The sequence below is a fragment of the Nocardia takedensis NBRC 100417 genome (assembly GCF_000308695.1).
GTDB classification, from domain to species: Bacteria; Actinomycetota; Actinomycetes; order Mycobacteriales; family Mycobacteriaceae; genus Nocardia; species Nocardia takedensis.
Window position 1 is genome coordinate 165,892 of sequence record NZ_BAGG01000002.1, and the last position, 15,591, is coordinate 181,482.

General features: G+C 66.9%; 18 protein-coding genes. 6 read left to right on the forward strand and 12 right to left on the reverse strand.

Going from position 1 to position 15,591, the window contains the following annotated elements; all coding sequences use genetic code 11:
* Positions 1-2: 2 nt before the first annotated feature.
* Together ON30_RS00925 and ON30_RS00930 are read right to left on the reverse strand one after the other, a co-directional pair.
* Positions 3-239, reverse strand: a complete 237-nt coding sequence (locus ON30_RS00925; RefSeq protein WP_157183566.1) for a hypothetical protein — start codon at positions 237-239, stop codon at positions 3-5.
* A 2-nt stretch (positions 240-241) separates the two neighbouring features.
* Positions 242-775 (reverse strand): hypothetical protein, encoded by a 534-nt coding sequence (locus tag ON30_RS00930; RefSeq protein ID WP_245553889.1) that lies wholly within the window; start codon positions 773-775, stop codon positions 242-244.
* A 42-nt stretch (positions 776-817) separates the two neighbouring features.
* On the opposite strand from ON30_RS00930, the gene ON30_RS38665 reads away from it, so the two are divergent.
* Positions 818-1,549, forward strand: coding sequence for a helix-turn-helix domain-containing protein (locus ON30_RS38665; protein WP_040703346.1), 732 nt, complete (start codon positions 818-820; stop codon positions 1,547-1,549).
* A gap of 9 nt (positions 1,550-1,558) precedes the next feature.
* Entirely contained in the window at positions 1,559-2,041 is a 483-nt protein-coding gene (locus ON30_RS37035) for an NUDIX hydrolase (protein WP_040703347.1), read from the forward strand.
* Here ON30_RS37035 and ON30_RS00945 read toward each other — a convergent pair.
* On the reverse strand, positions 2,017-2,532 hold the full coding sequence (locus ON30_RS00945) for an HD domain-containing protein (RefSeq protein WP_157183567.1): 516 nt from the start codon (positions 2,530-2,532) through the stop codon (positions 2,017-2,019). The two genes, ON30_RS37035 and ON30_RS00945, sit on opposite strands and share 25 nt — an antisense overlap.
* Positions 2,533-3,506: 974 nt before the next feature.
* Between ON30_RS00945 and ON30_RS38670 the strand changes: the two genes are divergently transcribed.
* On the forward strand, positions 3,507-3,662 hold the full coding sequence (locus ON30_RS38670; RefSeq protein ID WP_157183568.1) for a hypothetical protein: 156 nt from the start codon (positions 3,507-3,509) through the stop codon (positions 3,660-3,662).
* 337 nt (positions 3,663-3,999) lie between these two features.
* Here ON30_RS38670 and ON30_RS38675 read toward each other — a convergent pair whose 3' ends face one another.
* The 8 genes from ON30_RS38675 to ON30_RS00970 all read right to left on the reverse strand — a co-directional run bounded on the left by ON30_RS38675 (position 4,000) and on the right by ON30_RS00970 (position 9,705).
* Positions 4,000-4,533 carry an N-acetyltransferase gene (locus ON30_RS38675; RefSeq protein ID WP_157183569.1) on the reverse strand — a complete coding sequence of 178 codons (534 nt, stop codon included), beginning with the start codon at positions 4,531-4,533 and terminating at the stop codon, positions 4,000-4,002.
* Positions 4,530-4,685 (reverse strand): hypothetical protein, encoded by a 156-nt coding sequence (locus ON30_RS38680; protein ID WP_157183570.1) that lies wholly within the window; start codon positions 4,683-4,685, stop codon positions 4,530-4,532. Before ON30_RS38680 ends, ON30_RS38675 begins: the two co-directional genes overlap by 4 nt.
* 94 nt (positions 4,686-4,779) lie before the next feature.
* On the reverse strand, positions 4,780-5,619 hold the full coding sequence (locus ON30_RS38685) for a hypothetical protein (protein WP_157183571.1): 840 nt from the start codon (positions 5,617-5,619) through the stop codon (positions 4,780-4,782).
* A 335-nt stretch (positions 5,620-5,954) separates the two neighbouring features.
* Positions 5,955-6,701 (reverse strand): maleylpyruvate isomerase family mycothiol-dependent enzyme, encoded by a 747-nt coding sequence (locus ON30_RS00950; RefSeq protein ID WP_040703350.1) that lies wholly within the window; start codon positions 6,699-6,701, stop codon positions 5,955-5,957.
* 59 nt (positions 6,702-6,760) lie between these two features.
* Entirely contained in the window at positions 6,761-7,153 is a 393-nt protein-coding gene (locus ON30_RS00955; RefSeq protein ID WP_040703351.1) for a Rid family hydrolase, read from the reverse strand.
* A 14-nt stretch (positions 7,154-7,167) separates the two neighbouring features.
* Entirely contained in the window at positions 7,168-7,842 is a 675-nt protein-coding gene (locus ON30_RS00960) for a DUF998 domain-containing protein (RefSeq protein WP_245553890.1), read from the reverse strand.
* A gap of 241 nt (positions 7,843-8,083) precedes the next feature.
* Positions 8,084-8,494 (reverse strand): very short patch repair endonuclease, encoded by a 411-nt coding sequence (locus ON30_RS00965; RefSeq protein WP_281004706.1) that lies wholly within the window; start codon positions 8,492-8,494, stop codon positions 8,084-8,086.
* A 77-nt stretch (positions 8,495-8,571) separates the two neighbouring features.
* Positions 8,572-9,705 (reverse strand): DNA cytosine methyltransferase, encoded by a 1,134-nt coding sequence (locus ON30_RS00970; protein WP_051028807.1) that lies wholly within the window; start codon positions 9,703-9,705, stop codon positions 8,572-8,574.
* A 277-nt stretch (positions 9,706-9,982) separates the two neighbouring features.
* Here ON30_RS00970 and ON30_RS00975 point away from each other — a divergent pair, with 277 nt between their 5' ends.
* The gene (locus ON30_RS00975; protein WP_040703353.1) at positions 9,983-11,233 is read left to right on the forward strand and encodes a KasA/KasB family beta-ketoacyl-ACP synthase; all 1,251 of its coding nucleotides are present in this window, start codon (positions 9,983-9,985) and stop codon (positions 11,231-11,233) included.
* Between the two features lie 120 nt (positions 11,234-11,353).
* Positions 11,354-13,264, forward strand: coding sequence for a long-chain-fatty-acid--AMP ligase FadD32 (fadD32, locus tag ON30_RS00980; protein WP_040703354.1), 1,911 nt, complete (start codon positions 11,354-11,356; stop codon positions 13,262-13,264).
* Position 13,265: 1 nt separating this feature from the next.
* Here fadD32 and ON30_RS00985 read toward each other — a convergent pair whose 3' ends face one another.
* Positions 13,266-13,547: a putative quinol monooxygenase gene (locus ON30_RS00985; RefSeq protein ID WP_040703356.1), complete on the reverse strand. Its 282-nt coding sequence runs from the start codon at positions 13,545-13,547 to the stop codon at positions 13,266-13,268.
* Between the two features lie 192 nt (positions 13,548-13,739).
* Between ON30_RS00985 and ON30_RS00990 the strand changes: the two genes are divergently transcribed.
* Complete coding sequence (locus ON30_RS00990) at positions 13,740-15,584, forward strand: ABC transporter ATP-binding protein (protein WP_040703357.1); 1,845 nt, start codon at positions 13,740-13,742, stop codon at positions 15,582-15,584.
* Positions 15,585-15,591 lie beyond the last annotated feature (7 nt).

Consider the following 15,591-nt stretch of genomic DNA (forward strand, 5'->3'; position numbering starts at 1 on the left):
GATCACGCCGCCCTATCCGACGACGACACAGCCTCAGCGGCGTCGTGCTCGGCCAGGATCGCGGGCAACTGTTCCAGCAGCGAACGAGCGTCGGCGACATCGAGAAGCATGTACGCCTTCGCGTCGGTCAACTCCACGACCACCCCCGCCGGCAGCGAGGTGTACTCACCCTCACGCGCGGGCCAGTACTTCGCGGTGATCCCGTCACGCCCGGACACGCTGGTGCTGAAGTAGGACATGATCACGCCGCCTTACCGGCCGGAGCCGACTTCGCACCCGAGTTGTCGCCCTGGATACCGGTCGCACGGACCACGAACCCGATCGACTTGAACTCACCGTTACCCGTCACACGCGGCTTGACCTGCAAGCCTTCCAGGACGATCGGCGTCATCCCCGGCGAGACCGGAGCCGCCGAGGGAACCGGCTGCACGTCGGCCACGAACGTCAGATCGATCGCGGTGTTCTTCGACCCCATCCCGGTCGGATCGACCACCGTCGCCTTCCACAGCCGCTTACCGGTGCCGTTGCCCTCAGCGTCCAGGTCCAACCGCTGACGCTTCGGCGCGTTGCGATCCGAGGAGAACTCCGTCGCGGGCGCGATCTCGCCCATCAGCAACAAACCCATCGGAAACGCCTCAGCAAAGTCCGGGCGGAACCACACATCCTTCAAAGCCATCTGTAACCCCTTGTCTAGGTGGGCATTACGCGGCCCGATGGACCTCGCAACTTCCGACACATCAAGGTTCTCGCGACACATAGGGACGAAATAACCCAAGAATTAGGACACTTAGGGACACTTTTGGGCTAAGATGGAAGCATGACGAACGAACGACTTCGGGGCGCAATGGCCGCCGCGAACCTCACGAAACATGCTCTAGCGGAAAGGCTCGAGGTCAGCACGAAGACCGTCGAACGGTGGATCACCCAGGACCGATGCCCGCACCCCGGTTTACGGTTGAAAGTCGCCGAAGTTTTGGACCGCGACGAGACCTACCTTTGGCCCGAGCTGCTGGCAGGCAGCAGATCAGCGACCGCGTCGCTGTCAGAACTGGTCCAAATATGGCCGACTCGCCCCGAAGTGCCGCATGAGGTTTGGCGTTCCCTTATGAAGCAGGCCAACGACCACATCGACGTCCTGGTCTACGCAGGGGGCTTCTTGGTTGAGTCGCTGGACTTCGTAAATATCGTCCGCGCCAAAGCGCAGGTCGGCGTCCAAGTTCGAGTCCTGCTCGGTGAGAGTGATGCACCAGAGGTCATAGCCCGCGGGCGCGAGGAAGGCTTGCCGTCGCTACCGCAGCGCTGCGAATCGACGCTGGAATATCTCCGGGAGACGATGGACCTGCCGATGGTGGACATACGGACCCATCGCACAACCCTCTACAACAGCATCTACCGCTTCGGCGACTCAATGTTGGTGAACACCCACAGCTACGGCGCGTATGCGGCGAGGTCGCCGGTTCAGCACCTCCAGAAGGTGCCCGGTGGGCAACTGTTCTCCTACTACATGGACTCGTTCGAGGCTGTCTGGAAGACCGGGCGACCCGCGTAGCCTAGCCACATGGGACGCCGAATCGACTACCACCAAGACCCCGACGCGCCAGCGGCGAACAGTGTCCGACCCAGCGCTGCCGCTTTCGTACTGGAAGACGGCAAAGTTCTGTTGATATGCAGGTCTGACAACGGAAACTGGTCGATGCCGGGAGGCGCGCACGACCCTGGCGAATCGCTCAGTCACACGGCAGTCCGTGAGACGTTGGAAGAGACTGGGGTGAACATCCACGTCACCGGGATAGTTGGCATCTTCACGGACCCGACACACGTCATCCACTACACGAGCAACGACGAGGTTCGACAAGAGTTCACCGTGGTCTATCGCGGCGAGCCAATCGGCGGACAACCAACGACCAGCAGTGAGAGCACACGTGTTGAATGGGTGCCGATCGAACGAATCCCTGAGTTGACGATGGACCGGAGCCAACGCAAGCGAATTGATTGGGCTGTGAACGAGAGCGAGCCCTACATCGATCCCGACGCCCGCTGAGCCGCCGCACGTAACCGTGGCTCCGCCCGTGTGATCGCCGTGTGAACCACGCTGCCCGGCTCATACCGCCTCAGAATTTCCGCCAGCCGCTCATCCACCGTGAATTGCTCGCCGTTCGGCCCCGTTGACAGGTCAGACCACCACAGGAAGTCGTCAGCCTGTTCGATCCCAGGAACACCCGAGAGTCGGAACTCATCGAAAATTCCGACATCGAGACCTCGTACGCCAGCCTCTACCTCAGCCGCCGTGTGAAACGCGACCATATGGCAGACGACCGGTGAGTAGCCGAGCGAGCGCAGCAAGCGGGCCCCGTCGATGGGGTGAAATCCCAGCACGGAATGTCCGTAGCCGACATCGTGCAGGTAGGCAGCGGTCACCGCGTCCACCCGAACCTCGTCGTGCAGCAGCTCTGCGATCGTCTCCATCCGTTGCCCCACAGCCAGCGAGTGAGCCCGGCGCGATTCCGTCAGGGGAGCCAGCAGGTCGGCCATAGCATCATCCATGCAGGTCACACCTTCGATAGCGGCAACACTATTGTTTACACGCTACACAAGCTTCTATGATGAAATCATCACGCAAGTGATGCCGAGAAGGTGAGAGCGACGGGCCAACGCCGCCCTCACCGGTGGGAATTACCTAGCCCGCACTCGGCGGACCGCAACGAGCGCCCCGGCGATCACGGCAGCAACCGTCAAGACGATGCCGTAATCGACCGGGGCCTTGCTCTTTCTCCGGCGATGTTTCGCCATCCCCACCACCTCCTCCCTGGGCGCGATGTCTGGACCAACGTCCATCGCCCCTCGGCAGGAGGTTCACACAGCCTACGTCACAGCCACGCCGAGACATCAAGCGCCGCAGAACGTTCGCCACACCTAGCGTGAGTGATTGCCGAATTTCGCCATACAGGATCAAGAGCGCCCCGGCGGCGCTCCGCGCCGCCGCCGCGCACGCCACGCAACGGCACCCTCCTCGCAGGCTCGTCGGGCACCGGCGCGGCGGTGCGTCGGCGGACGGAATCGCCGCCAGGGCGCGAACTGGTCCCTGTCGAGCCGATATCGTCGGCGCCCTACCCCGATCGACTCCTATACGGGCTGCCGCACGAGCTTCGCTCGCTTGCCTTCTGGCCTTCCTGCCGCACTGGACAGCCGTGGCCCCTTCATCGCTGTCGTAGCGGAGGATCGGCCGTCAAGGACTGGGCAGACGTGGTCGTGTTCGTCACCGGGGACGGGACAGGTTGGTCACCAGCGGAATTCGGGGCCGTCGATTCGCGCTCAGGGATGGTGACGGTCCGGGTTCCTGTCCGGTCGGGGTGGCCTGACAGTGATCGAGGGCTATCACGACCGCGGCGGGAGTCAACAGCGCCTACGGCGTCCCTACGGGATTGCTGCGCACCTGTTGACACCCACCACGATCGTGATCTTTCAGCCCCCGATCAGGCCACCCCGACCGGAGAGGAACCCTCGACATGACCGTCACCACCGCCCCCCAGTGCATCAACTGCCCGAACCCCGCCATCGCAGTCCTGCCCTACCTCGCCCCCGGCGACGAACACGACCACGTCTGCCCCGAATGCCTGGCCGCCTACCACGAGGCCATCCGCGCCCAGACCGACAGCGAGTGACCGTAGGGGGCTTCGGCCCCCGCCCTCGACCGTCTCAACCCTGATCGAGGCGCTCATTGGAGGAGCGTGGTCGAAGCGTCCTTTCGGCCGCTTGGCCCTGGACTGTGGTGGCCTGCATTATGATCCCGCGCCCCTCACACCTCAAGGGCGCGACAAGTCGCGTCGGCACGCCGATGGCCCAAGGGCCACCCTTGACCTGTAAGCCTCTGCGCGTGACGGGCAGGCCCTATGGGGCAGGCGGGTAGCCAGCCCCCGTCATGCGCAACCCACCACCGACCAGGGCCGTTCCGCCGCGCGGTCGCGACAGGCTCTCGCCAATTAGACGGTGACGCACAGGTCAGTCGTCAATTGCAACCCCGTCCCGAAACTGGTCGAAGGTAACGTACATGCGGTCGGTTCCTTCCATTGTCTGGAAGCCATATCCCTCATACATCGACCGCAGTTTAGGGTTGTTATCCATCGGATCGATGACCAGGTGTAGACCGCCGATGAGTAGCGCTGCTTCATTGGCCATCAAAAAAGCTTCTGCGAAAAGCTCAATCCCGAGATCTCTGCCGCGAAGCGACCGATCTAGTGCAATCTTTCCAATCAAGACCCCATAGGCTTCTTTGCTCCAAAACTTCGGAGGTTTCAATAGCTTGAGTAGCCCGCGATCGCTGTCGGAATCTTCGCGGAGGATGGTTGGCAACAATGTGTAGTATCCCACCACCATATCGCCAGCATCTGCCCAGACGTGAGTGGCCGAGAGGCCCAAATTCTGATCTTTAAGGGCGTGATTATCGAGCCATTGATCTAGCTTAGGAACACCGCAATTGAGAAAGTTAGTGTGATGCTCAGCGGTCAGTCGGACCGCCGTGTATGGCGCGTTCACCGCTGACGGATAGCCGCCCGGTCGATAGCAGCACGTAGCTTGCCGCTGGGTGCGGCCTTTTTCTCGGTCATTCGCACGATCTGTCCGCGCTTGACGCTCGTCACATCGACGCTCTTGCGTGATGTTCTCTGCGCTGCCTGATCTTTGCTCACGGCTTCTACGATAGCGGTTTGAGGGACCGATAGCGCTGTAAGCTGGCAGTAAGGACCATCCTCGCTGCTCAAGAGCGTGTCGAAACGCCGGACGCTAGTCCGCTGTCATTGCTTCTATCGGCGGCGAGATGTCCCAGAGGGTGTGACGTCCGTCTGGCTGGATCAAGGGCACCGCCATCCTGGGGCCCCGGCTACGCGGCAGCGCGAAATCCGCTGGGGCATCTCTAAGGCATGCGGCGCGGAGGTCGTCTAGCAATCTGCGTGCCGTAGCATTCATTGCGGTCAAGAGTGCCTGGATTACAACGATTTGTCCATTGCACAGCACGAAGCCATCTACAATGCCGTTATTCAGAAGATAATCGGATGATCCTGCATCTATTAATGGTTGGCCTGGGTCGCCAATTGCTACTCGAATTTCCGTCAAAGAATGTGATATTGCGGGCTTCGGGATCCACCGTACTAATTCCGGGGACTCTATTCCCGCTCCGGATATCGGTAGAATGTCTTGCGTGGGAATCATGAAGCTCACCAGATGGGTCCATCCCGGCACGAATGTCTCAGGTTTCTTCCAGGTGTCAATACGGCGATTGTTTGGATCGGCGCGTTTTACCCATTTGGCGTTCTCGTGATCGGTCGAGGACAGATGATAGATGTATGTTCCACTCTCGTGAAATGAAAACTTCGCCAGTCCTTTCCAGGTTCTTATGGAAGCATATACATCATATTTGTCTTTATTAGCCCAAACTCTGAATATGCTGGAGCACTCTCCGGGGCGGCCCACGGCGAACCTAGATGCGGTACGTTTGCCGACCGGCCGGAGAGTCACCATGGGCTCGCGGCCGCGCGGCGGAAGATGATAAAGGTCGGCGCAGCGGGTATCGGGATCAAGCGCTGCGACGAAACCGCCCATTGCTGGTTCGGGTCGAGGACTCATGCTGAGGGATCGTAGATCGCATCGGTGTGACTCTGCCCGCTCGTCCGAAGCGAGAACCTGTGTCGGCCCGTCCAGGCTGGCTGGATGAATCGCCGGACGAGCAGAGGCATTGATTGCTGCACCCTTACTTTGCCCGCATAAACGCCCGCGTACCTCAGTGGATCGCCGCAGACATAGGAATGTATTCGTGATCGAGTTGCTATGCGGGGCAGCATCTTCAACGCATTCTGGCGGATCTATGCATACGTTCGGAGTGATCAGAAGGTTAGGGGTTCGAATCCCTTCGGGCGCACTCATTCGAGGCCCCCTCCAGCTGGAGGGGGCCTCGAAGTGTTTCAGCGCCAGGCGGGGAGGGTGGGGAGTGGGGTGGGGAGGTCGGTGCCGGGGGAGCGGCCGAGGAGCCAGGCGGCGAGGGCGGGGGCGGGGCCGCGGATGGTGCGGGTGGGGGTGGTCGCGCCGATGGTGGCGGTGAAGGGGGTGTCGGTGGCTTCGACGGTGAACGTCGGTGTGGCGGCGGGTGACCCGGTGGTGGCGGCGGCGGTGAGGTCGGCGGCGACGGCGGGGAGCAGGTCGATGAGAAAGGGGGCGGGCCAGTCGGCGGGGGTGTAGGCGGCGGCGACGTCGACGTGGTGGATTTCGACTTCCTGTAGTCGCATCCACGGAACGGCGCTCGCGGGGATCTCGCGGCCGCCCCTGGTGCGGACCCGCGCGTGCCACGCGTCGTCGGGCAGCGTGCCCGCGAGGGTGGCGAAACGGGCGGCTGAGGTCTCCAGGTCGGTGATCTGTTCGGCGAGGGGGCGCGTGGAGCCCGCTTCGATGTCGTGGTCGCGCAGGAATTGGCTGGCGTACTGCGGGGTTTCGATGCCGGTGCGCGCCCACAGCAGCAGGTTCACCAGGCTGTCGGCGTTGCGCGCGAGGTGCGCGAGGACGTGGCCGCGGGTCCAGCCCGGCAGCAGGGACGGTTCCGGGAGGTCGGCGTCGGCGAGGTTCTTCGCGGTGCGGAGGAGGCGTTCGGTCGCTTCGGCCACTCGGTCCAGGACGGCGTGCGGAGTCGCGGTGGGCTCCTGCGTGGGGCTGGTCACGGCCCCGAGCCTATCCGCGACCGAGGACGGTCACGCGTGAATTTCTCGGTGGCGCAGCCTCATCCGACGACCGCGTCCGCTTCGATCTCGACCAGCAGGGCGGGGGTGATGAAGCCGCTGACCTGGTACATCGACGCCGCGGGCCGGATGTCGCCGAAGATTTCGCGGTGCGCTTCGGCGACCTCGGGCCAGCGGGTGATGTCGGTGACGAAGATCCGCGTGCGCAGGACGTCGTGTGCCGTGGCGCCCGCTTCGGCGAGCGCGGCGAGGATGCGGCGCAGCGCTTCGCGGGTCTGCGCGCCGAGGTCGTCGCCGCCGACGGCTGTGCCACCGGGTGCGGCGGCGGTGGTGCCGCTGACTGCGACGATGTTCCCGATGCGCACCGCGCGGGAGTAGCCGACGACGGCTTCGAATTCGGAGTCGGAGGCGATGGTCACCCGGGGGTTGGTCATGGTCCCAGCATCGGTCACTCGCGGGCTTCGAGCACTACCGCGACGCCGAGGGTGATCAGCCACAGCGACATCGCGCCGACCTGGATGCGCTGGGCGATGCCGAGGGCGTAGTCGCCGGGGAGGTTGTCGGCGATCAGCATCCACGCCGTGGCGGCCGCGCCGACCGCGAGGAACACCGCGCCCGCTTCGCGCAGGACGCGCCAGCGGCGGTAGCGGAAGGCGGCGAGGGTGAAGGCCAGGATCGCGACGGCGATGGAGGTGACGGCGAGGGTGCTGGTGAGCGCGTGGGGTTGGTGCAGTTGCGGGAAGAGTCCGCCGTTACCGCAGCCCGCTTCGCCGGGGACGCAGTCGTGCAAGGGCAGCAAGGCGTCGGCGATGGTGGCGGCGCCGAAGCAGAGCAGCGCCACCCAGCCGACGGTGGTGAGGCGGCGACGCGGGAAGACGAGCAGCCCGCCGAGGCTCGCGGGGATGAGCAGCGCGCCGACGATCTTGTCGGCGACGTCGAAGACCTGCCGGTAGGGCTTGCCTTCGGCGTCGAGTTCGCTGAGGAAGGTGTCGACCGAGTCGACGTGCAGGGGCAGGACGTATTGGAGCAGCCACGAGGAGTAGCAGAGTCCGGCCACGGCGATGGCCGCCGCGATCGACCACACCGCGAACCGAGATACAGCGATCTTCTGGCTATCGGTCACGTCCCCATTCTCCCGCATAGAAGTGACCTGCCTCGTTTTCTCTTCGCATCGCATTGCCATCGGAAACACAGGTTCCTGTCAGGTTCGTCGCCGAGGGTGGAGGGGAATTGTCGAGGAGGTTCCATGTTCGAGTTCATGACCGCCGCGGGTGGCTTCGCGGTAATGGCCGTCATCGCGGCGTCCGGCTACTTCGCGGCGACCGCGCCGCGCACCCTCGTTCGCGTGCGCAACCGCTAGCCGATCACCCGTCCAACGCGGCCTGCACCCGGTCGGCGGCGGTGACGGGGTCCTCGTGTTCCCAGATCCGCACCACGTGCCAGCCCGCTTCGATCAGTTGCGCGTCGGTCGCGCGATCCCTGGTCACATTCCCGGCGAGTTTGTCCGCCCACCACGCGGCGTTGTTCTTGGGCGAGGTGGCGTGCACGGGGCAGCGATGCCAGAAACAGCCGTCCACGTAGACGGCGACCCGGCGGCGCGGAAACACCACGTCGGCCCGGCGACGCTGCCCGGTCAGCGGCGCGCGATCCACGAAATAGCGCAACCCGCGGCGGTGCAGTTCGCGACGCAACGCGAGTTCCGGTTTGGTCCCGGTCCGCCGCTGACGCGACATTCGCGCGCTGGTCGCCGCGTCGGTTGGCGGACGGTCGCTCACGCGGCGCACGCCGCCGGTGTCGCTCACGCCGTCCGCGCTGCCGGAGTGGCTCACGTCGCCCGTGCCGCCGGCCTCGCTCACGCCGCCCACCCGCCCATGCGGTCGAGGTGGCTCTCGACGTCATCGAGGAAGCCGGGCGGGAACCGCAGGCTGCCCATGCCGGCGCGCCGCAGGAATCCGGCGGTGGCGCGCGCGGACAGCAGTCGCGACTCGGTGAGGAAGTTCTTCAGGTCCTCGTAGGGTTCGTGCACCGGCCAGGTGGAGACGGGTACGCGGTGGGCGGCCCCGCGGTGCCCCCACGCCGCGACCGGCCACGGCTCGCCCGGGGTGAGTGGCAGTCCGGGCGGCGGGTCGCCCACGGGGGCGGCCAACCGCGCGCCCACCCAGTCGGCCATCCGCACGCTCACCGCGTTGCCCACCAGCTTCCATCGGTGACCGGCCCGCACACCGGGCACGGTCACCGCGGGGGCGGTCCAGTCGGCGGCGAAGCCCTGGAGTCGTTCCGCGTCGACCAGTCCCGGGGTGACGATCTCGCCCGAGGGCAGTCGCACGGCGGGCGGACTGGCGATGCCGATCGCCGAACCGCCCTTGAGGGTCGGTACCGCGTTCACCGCCCACCCGAGTCCGCGCACCCCCTCGGTCCAGTAGAAACCGCACGGGTCGCGGTCCGGATCGCCGATCTCGGCGGGTCCGGCGTCCTCGCCGAACAGCACCGGACGCGGGTCCTCGGTGCGCGAGGCCAGCATCAGCACCCGCGCCCGCCGCTGCGGCAGTCCGAAGGCGCGCGCGTCGACCACCCGGTAGGCCCAGGTGTAGCCGAGCTCCTCGAGCGCCGCGGTGATGTGGCGCATCGCCGCGCCCCGGCCCAGTTGCAGCATGAACGGGACGTTCTCGATCAGCAGCCAGCGCGGCCCGCGTTTGCGGCGCACCAGCCGGAACACCTCGTCGACCAGGCCCGAGCGGTCGCCGGTGATGCCCGCGGTGCGTCCGGCCTGGGACAGGTCCTGACAGGGGAAGCCCGCCGCGACCAGTTCGGTGTTCGCGGGGATCGACCGCAGTCGGGTGACGTCGATGTGCAGGTCGACCTCGGGAAAGCGGGCGGCGAGCACCGCGCGCGCCCCGGGGTCGATCTCGCAGAGCAGGTCGGTGCGCCAACCGTGCGCGGCCAAGCCGAGTTCGAGTCCGCCGATCCCGGCGAACAACCCGACCATGCGCCCCGTCACCGTCATCCCTTCCGCGTCCGCCGAATCCACGACGGGCCGAGATTACTCGAGTCCGGGGGCGGGAGACATCTCGCCGGCGGGCCGCCGGACCGGTTGGCGCCCGACCCGGCGCGCGTGTCATGCTTCGGAGCGGATCGACCTGCTCGATAATTGCCACTCGGCCGACTCGTGATCGCGGCCGCTGCTCTTCCTCCGACGCCCCCCAGGGGTCGTCGCGCAGTTCCGGATTCATCCCCGTTTGCGAGGCCAGGAAAGCGAGCCACCGATGCAGATCCCGTCCACCACCCGTGGGAACTTCCCGAACGTCGTCGTGACCAGTCTGGCCGCGACCACGTCCCTCGCGGGTGATGTCGATTCCACCTGGAAGGGCCTGCTGAACGGGGAGAGCGGAATCGACGTCCTCGAGGACGATTTCGTCGACCAGTTCGAGCTCCCGGTGAAGATCGGCGGGCATCTGAAGGTCCAGCCCGGCACGTGCCTGGCCCCGCACGAGACGCGCAGCCTGTCCTATGTCGAGCAGATGGCGACGGTGCTGGGTCGGGAGGTGTGGCGCAACGCGGGCAGTCCCGAGGTGGACCGGGATCGGCTGGGTGTCTCGATCGGCACCGGTCTCGGCGGTGCGGAGGCGTTGATCGACGCCAGGGACAAACTCGCCGACGGCGGCTACCGCAAGGTCTCGCCGCTGACGGTGCAGGCCCTGATGCCCAACGGGTCGGCCGCCTGCGTCGCGGTGGAACTGGGGGCCCGCGCCGGGGTCTGCACGCCGGTCTCGGCGTGCTCGTCGGGGTCGGAGGCGATCGCCAACGCCTGGAAGATGATCGTGATGGGCGACGCCGACATGGTGGTCACCGGCGGGGTGGAGGGTTCCATCCAGGCCGTCGCGGTGGCCGCGTTCACGATGATGCGCGCGATGAGCACCCGCAACGACGATCCCAAATGCGCCTCGCGGCCCTTCGACGTCGACCGCGACGGCTTCGTCTTCGGCGAGGCGGGCGCGATGATGGTGATCGAGACCGAGGAGCACGCCAAGGCCCGCGGCGCGACGATCCACGCGCGCCTGATGGGCGCGGGGGTCACCTCCGACGGCTTCCACCTCGTCGCCCCCGACCCGGAGGGCACGGGCGCGGCCCGGGCGATGACGCGCGCGCTGCACACGGCCGGTCTGGACGCCCGCGACATCGGCCACATCAACGCCCACGCCACCGCCACCCCGATCGGCGACACCGCCGAGGCCAGGGCGATCCACCAGGCGATCGGCACGCACGCCTCGGTGTACGCGCCGAAATCCGCGCTCGGGCATTCGATCGGCGCGGTCGGCGCGCTGGAGTCGGTGCTGACGGTGCTGAGCATCCGCGACGGCGTCGTCCCGCCGACGCTGAACCTGGAGAACCAGGACCCGGAGATCGAACTGGACATCGTGCGCGGTCAGGCCCGGTCGGGGCGTATCGATTACGCCGTGAACAACTCTTTCGGCTTCGGCGGTCACAACGTCGCGCTGACCTTCGGAAGGTACTGAGTGATGCCGGAAAGGTATGACGGACAGGCTATTACCTGCTAATGTACCTCGGCGCTCGTGTCGTTCTGTGTTCGGTGTCACGCGCACCCTCGGGTGCCCGTCGGATGAAGGATATGGCTGATGATCGGCGAGACCTTTGACGATTATGTGGACGAGCAGGGCTTCATCAGGATCCCGCCCGACAAGACCCTGATCGATTTCGTCGACAAGCACAGCGCGGAGAACGGCGACAAGCTCGCCTACCGCTACATCGATTACTCCCGGGAGCGTGACGGGGAATACCAGGACCTGACCTGGCGGGAGTTCGGCGTCCGGCTGCGCGCGGTGGCCGCACGGCTGCAACAGGTTTCGCGGCCGGGGGACAGGGTCGCGGTGCTCGCCCCGCAGGGGCTGGACTACGTGGTGTCGATCTTCGCGGCGGTGTACGCGGGCATGATCGCCGTCCCCCTGTTCGATCCCGACGAGCAGGGCCACACCGATCGTCTGCGCACCGTCCTGGACGACTGCACGCCCTCGGCGATCCTGACGGTGTCCTCGGTGGCGGCGGGCGTGCGCGAATTCTTCCGGCACCTGCCCGCGGCGCGGCGTCCGCGCAGTATCGCGGTGGACGCGATCCCCGACAGCGTCGGCAAGACCTGGGTCCGCCCCGACATCCGCATCGACGACGTCGCGTATCTGCAGTACACCTCCGGTTCCACCCGGTCGCCCGCGGGCGTGGAGATCACCCATCGCGCGGTCGGCACGAATCTGTTGCAGATGATCGAGGCGATCGGGGTGAAGGAGAATTCGCGCGGGGTCACCTGGCTGCCGCTGTTCCACGACATGGGCCTGCTGTGCGTGATCCTGCCGACCATCGGCGGCGGCTTCATCACGATCATGTCCCCGAGCGCGTTCGTCCGCAGGCCCTACCGCTGGATCAAGGAATTGGCGGCGGCCTCCGACGGCGCGGGCACCTTCGCCGCCGCACCGAATTTCGCCTTCGAGCACGCCGCCGCGCGCGGTCTGCCCAAGGCGGGCGAGGAACTGGATCTGTCGAATGTGATCGGCCTGATCAACGGCAGCGAACCGGTGTCGCCCGCGTCGATGCGCAAATTCAACGAGGCGTTCGCGCCCTACGGGCTGCCCGAGACGGCGATCAAGCCCTGCTACGGCATGGCCGAGGCGACGCTGTTCGTCTCGGCGACCAGGAGCGCCGACCGCGCGAAGGTCGTGCACGTCGACCGCGCCGAATTGAACGCGGGCCGCATCGTGCAGGTCGATCCTGACGACGAGAACGCGATCGCGCAGGTGTCCTGCGGGTACGTCGCGCATTCGCAGTGGGCCACGATCGTGGACAGCGACAGCGGGACCGAACAGCCCGACGGCACGGTCGGCGAGATCTGGCTGCACGGCGACAACATGGGCATCGGGTACTGGGGTCGTCGGGAGGAGAGCGAGCGGACCTTCCACAACCGCCTGACGCGTCGTCTGCCGCGGGGCAGCCACGCCGAGGGGGCCGATCCCGACGGGCGTTGGATGAGCACCGGCGATTTCGGCGTCTACATCGACGGTGAGCTCTATATCACCGGCCGGGTGAAGGATCTGGTGATCGTGGATGGTCGCAACCACTATCCGCAGGATCTGGAATTCTCGGCGCAGGAGGCCAGTTCGGCGCTGCGGCCCGGTTTCGTGGCGGCGTTCTCGGTGCCGGCGAACCAGTTGCCCGCCGAGGTTCTCGAGTTCGGGGGAACCCTCGACCCGGAGGACACCTCCGAGCAGTTGGTGGTGGTGGCCGAACGCGGAACGGGCGCGGGCAAAGCCGACCCGGGGCCGATCGCCGACACCGTGCGTGCCGCGCTGGCCGCCCGCCACGGCGTGAACGTGCGAGATCTGCTGCTGGTGCCCGCCGGGTCGATTCCGCGCACCTCCAGCGGAAAGATCGCCCGCCGGGCCTGTCGCGCCGCCTATCTGGAGGGCACGCTGCGCGGCGGCTACCAGCAGCAGGCGTTCCCCGACGAGGTTCCCGAGCCCGAACGCGCCGGTGTGCGGTGAGTCAGAGGCGGACTTCGTCGTCGTAGGTGAATTCGCGCACGTCGGCCCCGACGATGTGGCCGGCGAATTCGTCGCCCGAGGTGCCCTGCCCGCGGAAGGCGTCCACCGACGCCCGGTCGGCCCAGCGCTCGTAGACGTTGACCCGGTCCGGTGCGGCCAGATCCGCGCCGAGGGCGAAGTCGAGGCAACCGGGCGCCGAACGGGCGGCCTCGACCACCTCGCGGCACTGTTCGAGGTAGCGCTCGCGGTCTCTGACGGTGAGGTGTCCGGCGACGATCAGCACGCGGGGCAGTCTAGTCGCGTGGACGGTATCTGCTGGTAGCTCGGAGTTTTCCGGGCGGGGGAGCGGGTCGTGTCGGTCGAAAAACGGCTTGGCTGATCCCCCGGGGACTGCCACTCTGGAAGGTCGGAGCCCGGTTCGCGCGCGGGCGTTCTGCTCTCGCGTAGCCGCCGATCACCACACCAGGGGGGAACCATGTCCGTCGTCACGGAGCCGCCGCGCACCGAACCGGAACCCGAACTGTCGCCGCCCGCGGTCGCGCGTCGACCGGGGCGGCTGCACGCACTGCTGCGGTTCGCGCCCTACCTGCGTCCGCATCGCGGCCCGCTGGTCTGGGCGACGGTGCTCGCGGTGCTGGCCACGCTCACCGCGATCGTCATCCCGCTGATCATCGCCCGCATCATCGACGGTCCGATCGCCCACGGGAACGTGCCGGGGATCATCGGCCCGGTCGCGCTGGTGCTGGTGCTCGGCCTGCTCGAGGCGCTGGGGGTGTGGGGCAGGCGCTGGCTGGTCTCGCGGCCCGCCACGGTCTTCGAGATCACCATGCGCGCCAAGATCTACCGCCAGTTGCAGACGATCGCGATCGGCCGCCACGACGGGTGGGAATCGGGTCAGCTGCTGTCCCGCGCGGTCGACGACCTGGCCACGCTGCGGCGCTTCGTCGCTTTCGCGGGCCCGTTCCTGTGCACGCACATGGTGGTGATCCCGGTCGGCGTGGTCATCCTGTTCGCGCTGAGCTGGCAGGTCGGGTTGATCTTCGCGATCGTGGTGACCCCGCTCGGCTACCTGTGCAACCGCTTCGACCGGCGCTACGGCATCGCGGCGCGGCGCGGTCAGGACCAGGCGGGCGATCTGGCCACCACCGCCGAGGAGGCCGCGCAGGGCGTGCGCGTGCTCAAAGCGTTCGGCCGCGGCGCGTTCTTCGGGGCGCGTTTCACCGCCCAGTCGCGGGAACTGCAACGGACCGAGATGGTCAAGTACCGGCTCGACGCCACCCTGTGGTCGGCGATGGTCGGGCTGCCTCCGCTCGCGATCGCCTTCGCGCTCGGCTACGGCGGGTGGGCGGTCACGCGCGGTGAGATGACGATGGGCACGTTGGTCGCGGCCATCACGCTGGCGACTTTCGTCCAGTGGCCGATCATCTGGACCGGTTTCCTGCTCGCCGAGATGAACGACGCCCGCGCCGCCGCCGAACGGTACTGGGAGATCATCGACATTCCCGTCGACATCGCCGATCCGCCGCGCCCCGCGCCGCTGCCCGAGCGGATCTCGGGGGATCTGCGGCTGACGCACGTGAGTTTCGGGTTCCCGCGCGGCGAGGAACCGGGCGGACCGGAAACGCCGGTGCTGCGCGACATCTCGCTGCGCGTGGCGCCGGGGGAGACGCTGGCGCTGGTCGGTGCGACGGGCAGCGGCAAGACCGCGCTGCTCACCCTGATCCCGCGCCTGTACGACGTGCGTTCCGGGCGCATCACCATCGACGGCGTCGATATCACCGACCTGCGCTTGGCCGATCTGCGCGAACTCGTGACGGTCGCGTTCGAGGACCCGGTGCTGTTCTCGGCGAGCGTCCGGGAGAACGTCGCCTTGGGCGATCCCGAGGCCACCGACGAGGATGTGCGGCGCGCCCTCGACGTCGCCCAGGCCACCGAGTTCGTCGCCGAACTGCCGTGGGGTCTGGACACCAGGATCGGCGAGCAGGGACTGAGCCTGTCCGGCGGGCAGCGGCAGCGGTTGGCGCTGGCCCGCGCGGTGCTGGGTCGAGCGGGCGCGCCGCGACGTGGGCGCATCATGGTGCTCGACGACCCGCTCTCGGCGCTGGACGTGGACACCGAGGAGCGGGTGCAGAAGCGACTGCGCGAGGTGCTGGCCGGTGTCACCACGCTGCTGGTGGCCCACCGCCCGTCGACCGCCGCGCTGGCCGACCGGGTCGCGCTGCTGGCCGACGGCGTGATCGCGGCCGAGGGCACCCACGAACAACTGCTGCGCACCAGCGCGCGCTACCGGGAACTGATGGGCGGGGAGGACAGGCCGTGACCGAGTC

Bases quoted from the DNA above. Each gene is read 5' to 3' on its own strand.
- ON30_RS00990 (WP_040703357.1), top strand. From the start codon at position 13,740: ATGTCCGTCGTCACGGAGCCGCCGCGCACCGAACCGGAACCCGAACTG.
- ON30_RS00955 (WP_040703351.1), bottom strand. From the start codon at position 7,153: ATGACCAACCCCCGGGTGACCATCGCCTCCGACTCCGAATTCGAAGCC.
- ON30_RS38670 (WP_157183568.1), top strand. From the start codon at position 3,507: ATGACCGTCACCACCGCCCCCCAGTGCATCAACTGCCCGAACCCCGCC.
- ON30_RS37035 (WP_040703347.1), top strand. From the start codon at position 1,559: ATGGGACGCCGAATCGACTACCACCAAGACCCCGACGCGCCAGCGGCG.
- ON30_RS00945 (WP_157183567.1), bottom strand. From the start codon at position 2,532: ATGGCCGACCTGCTGGCTCCCCTGACGGAATCGCGCCGGGCTCACTCG.
- ON30_RS38685 (WP_157183571.1), bottom strand. From the start codon at position 5,619: ATGAGTCCTCGACCCGAACCAGCAATGGGCGGTTTCGTCGCAGCGCTT.
- fadD32 (WP_040703354.1), top strand. From the start codon at position 11,354: ATGATCGGCGAGACCTTTGACGATTATGTGGACGAGCAGGGCTTCATC.
- ON30_RS00970 (WP_051028807.1), bottom strand. From the start codon at position 9,705: ATGGTCGGGTTGTTCGCCGGGATCGGCGGACTCGAACTCGGCTTGGCC.
- ON30_RS00925 (WP_157183566.1), bottom strand. From the start codon at position 239: ATGTCCTACTTCAGCACCAGCGTGTCCGGGCGTGACGGGATCACCGCG.
- ON30_RS38665 (WP_040703346.1), top strand. From the start codon at position 818: ATGACGAACGAACGACTTCGGGGCGCAATGGCCGCCGCGAACCTCACG.
- ON30_RS00975 (WP_040703353.1), top strand. From the start codon at position 9,983: ATGCAGATCCCGTCCACCACCCGTGGGAACTTCCCGAACGTCGTCGTG.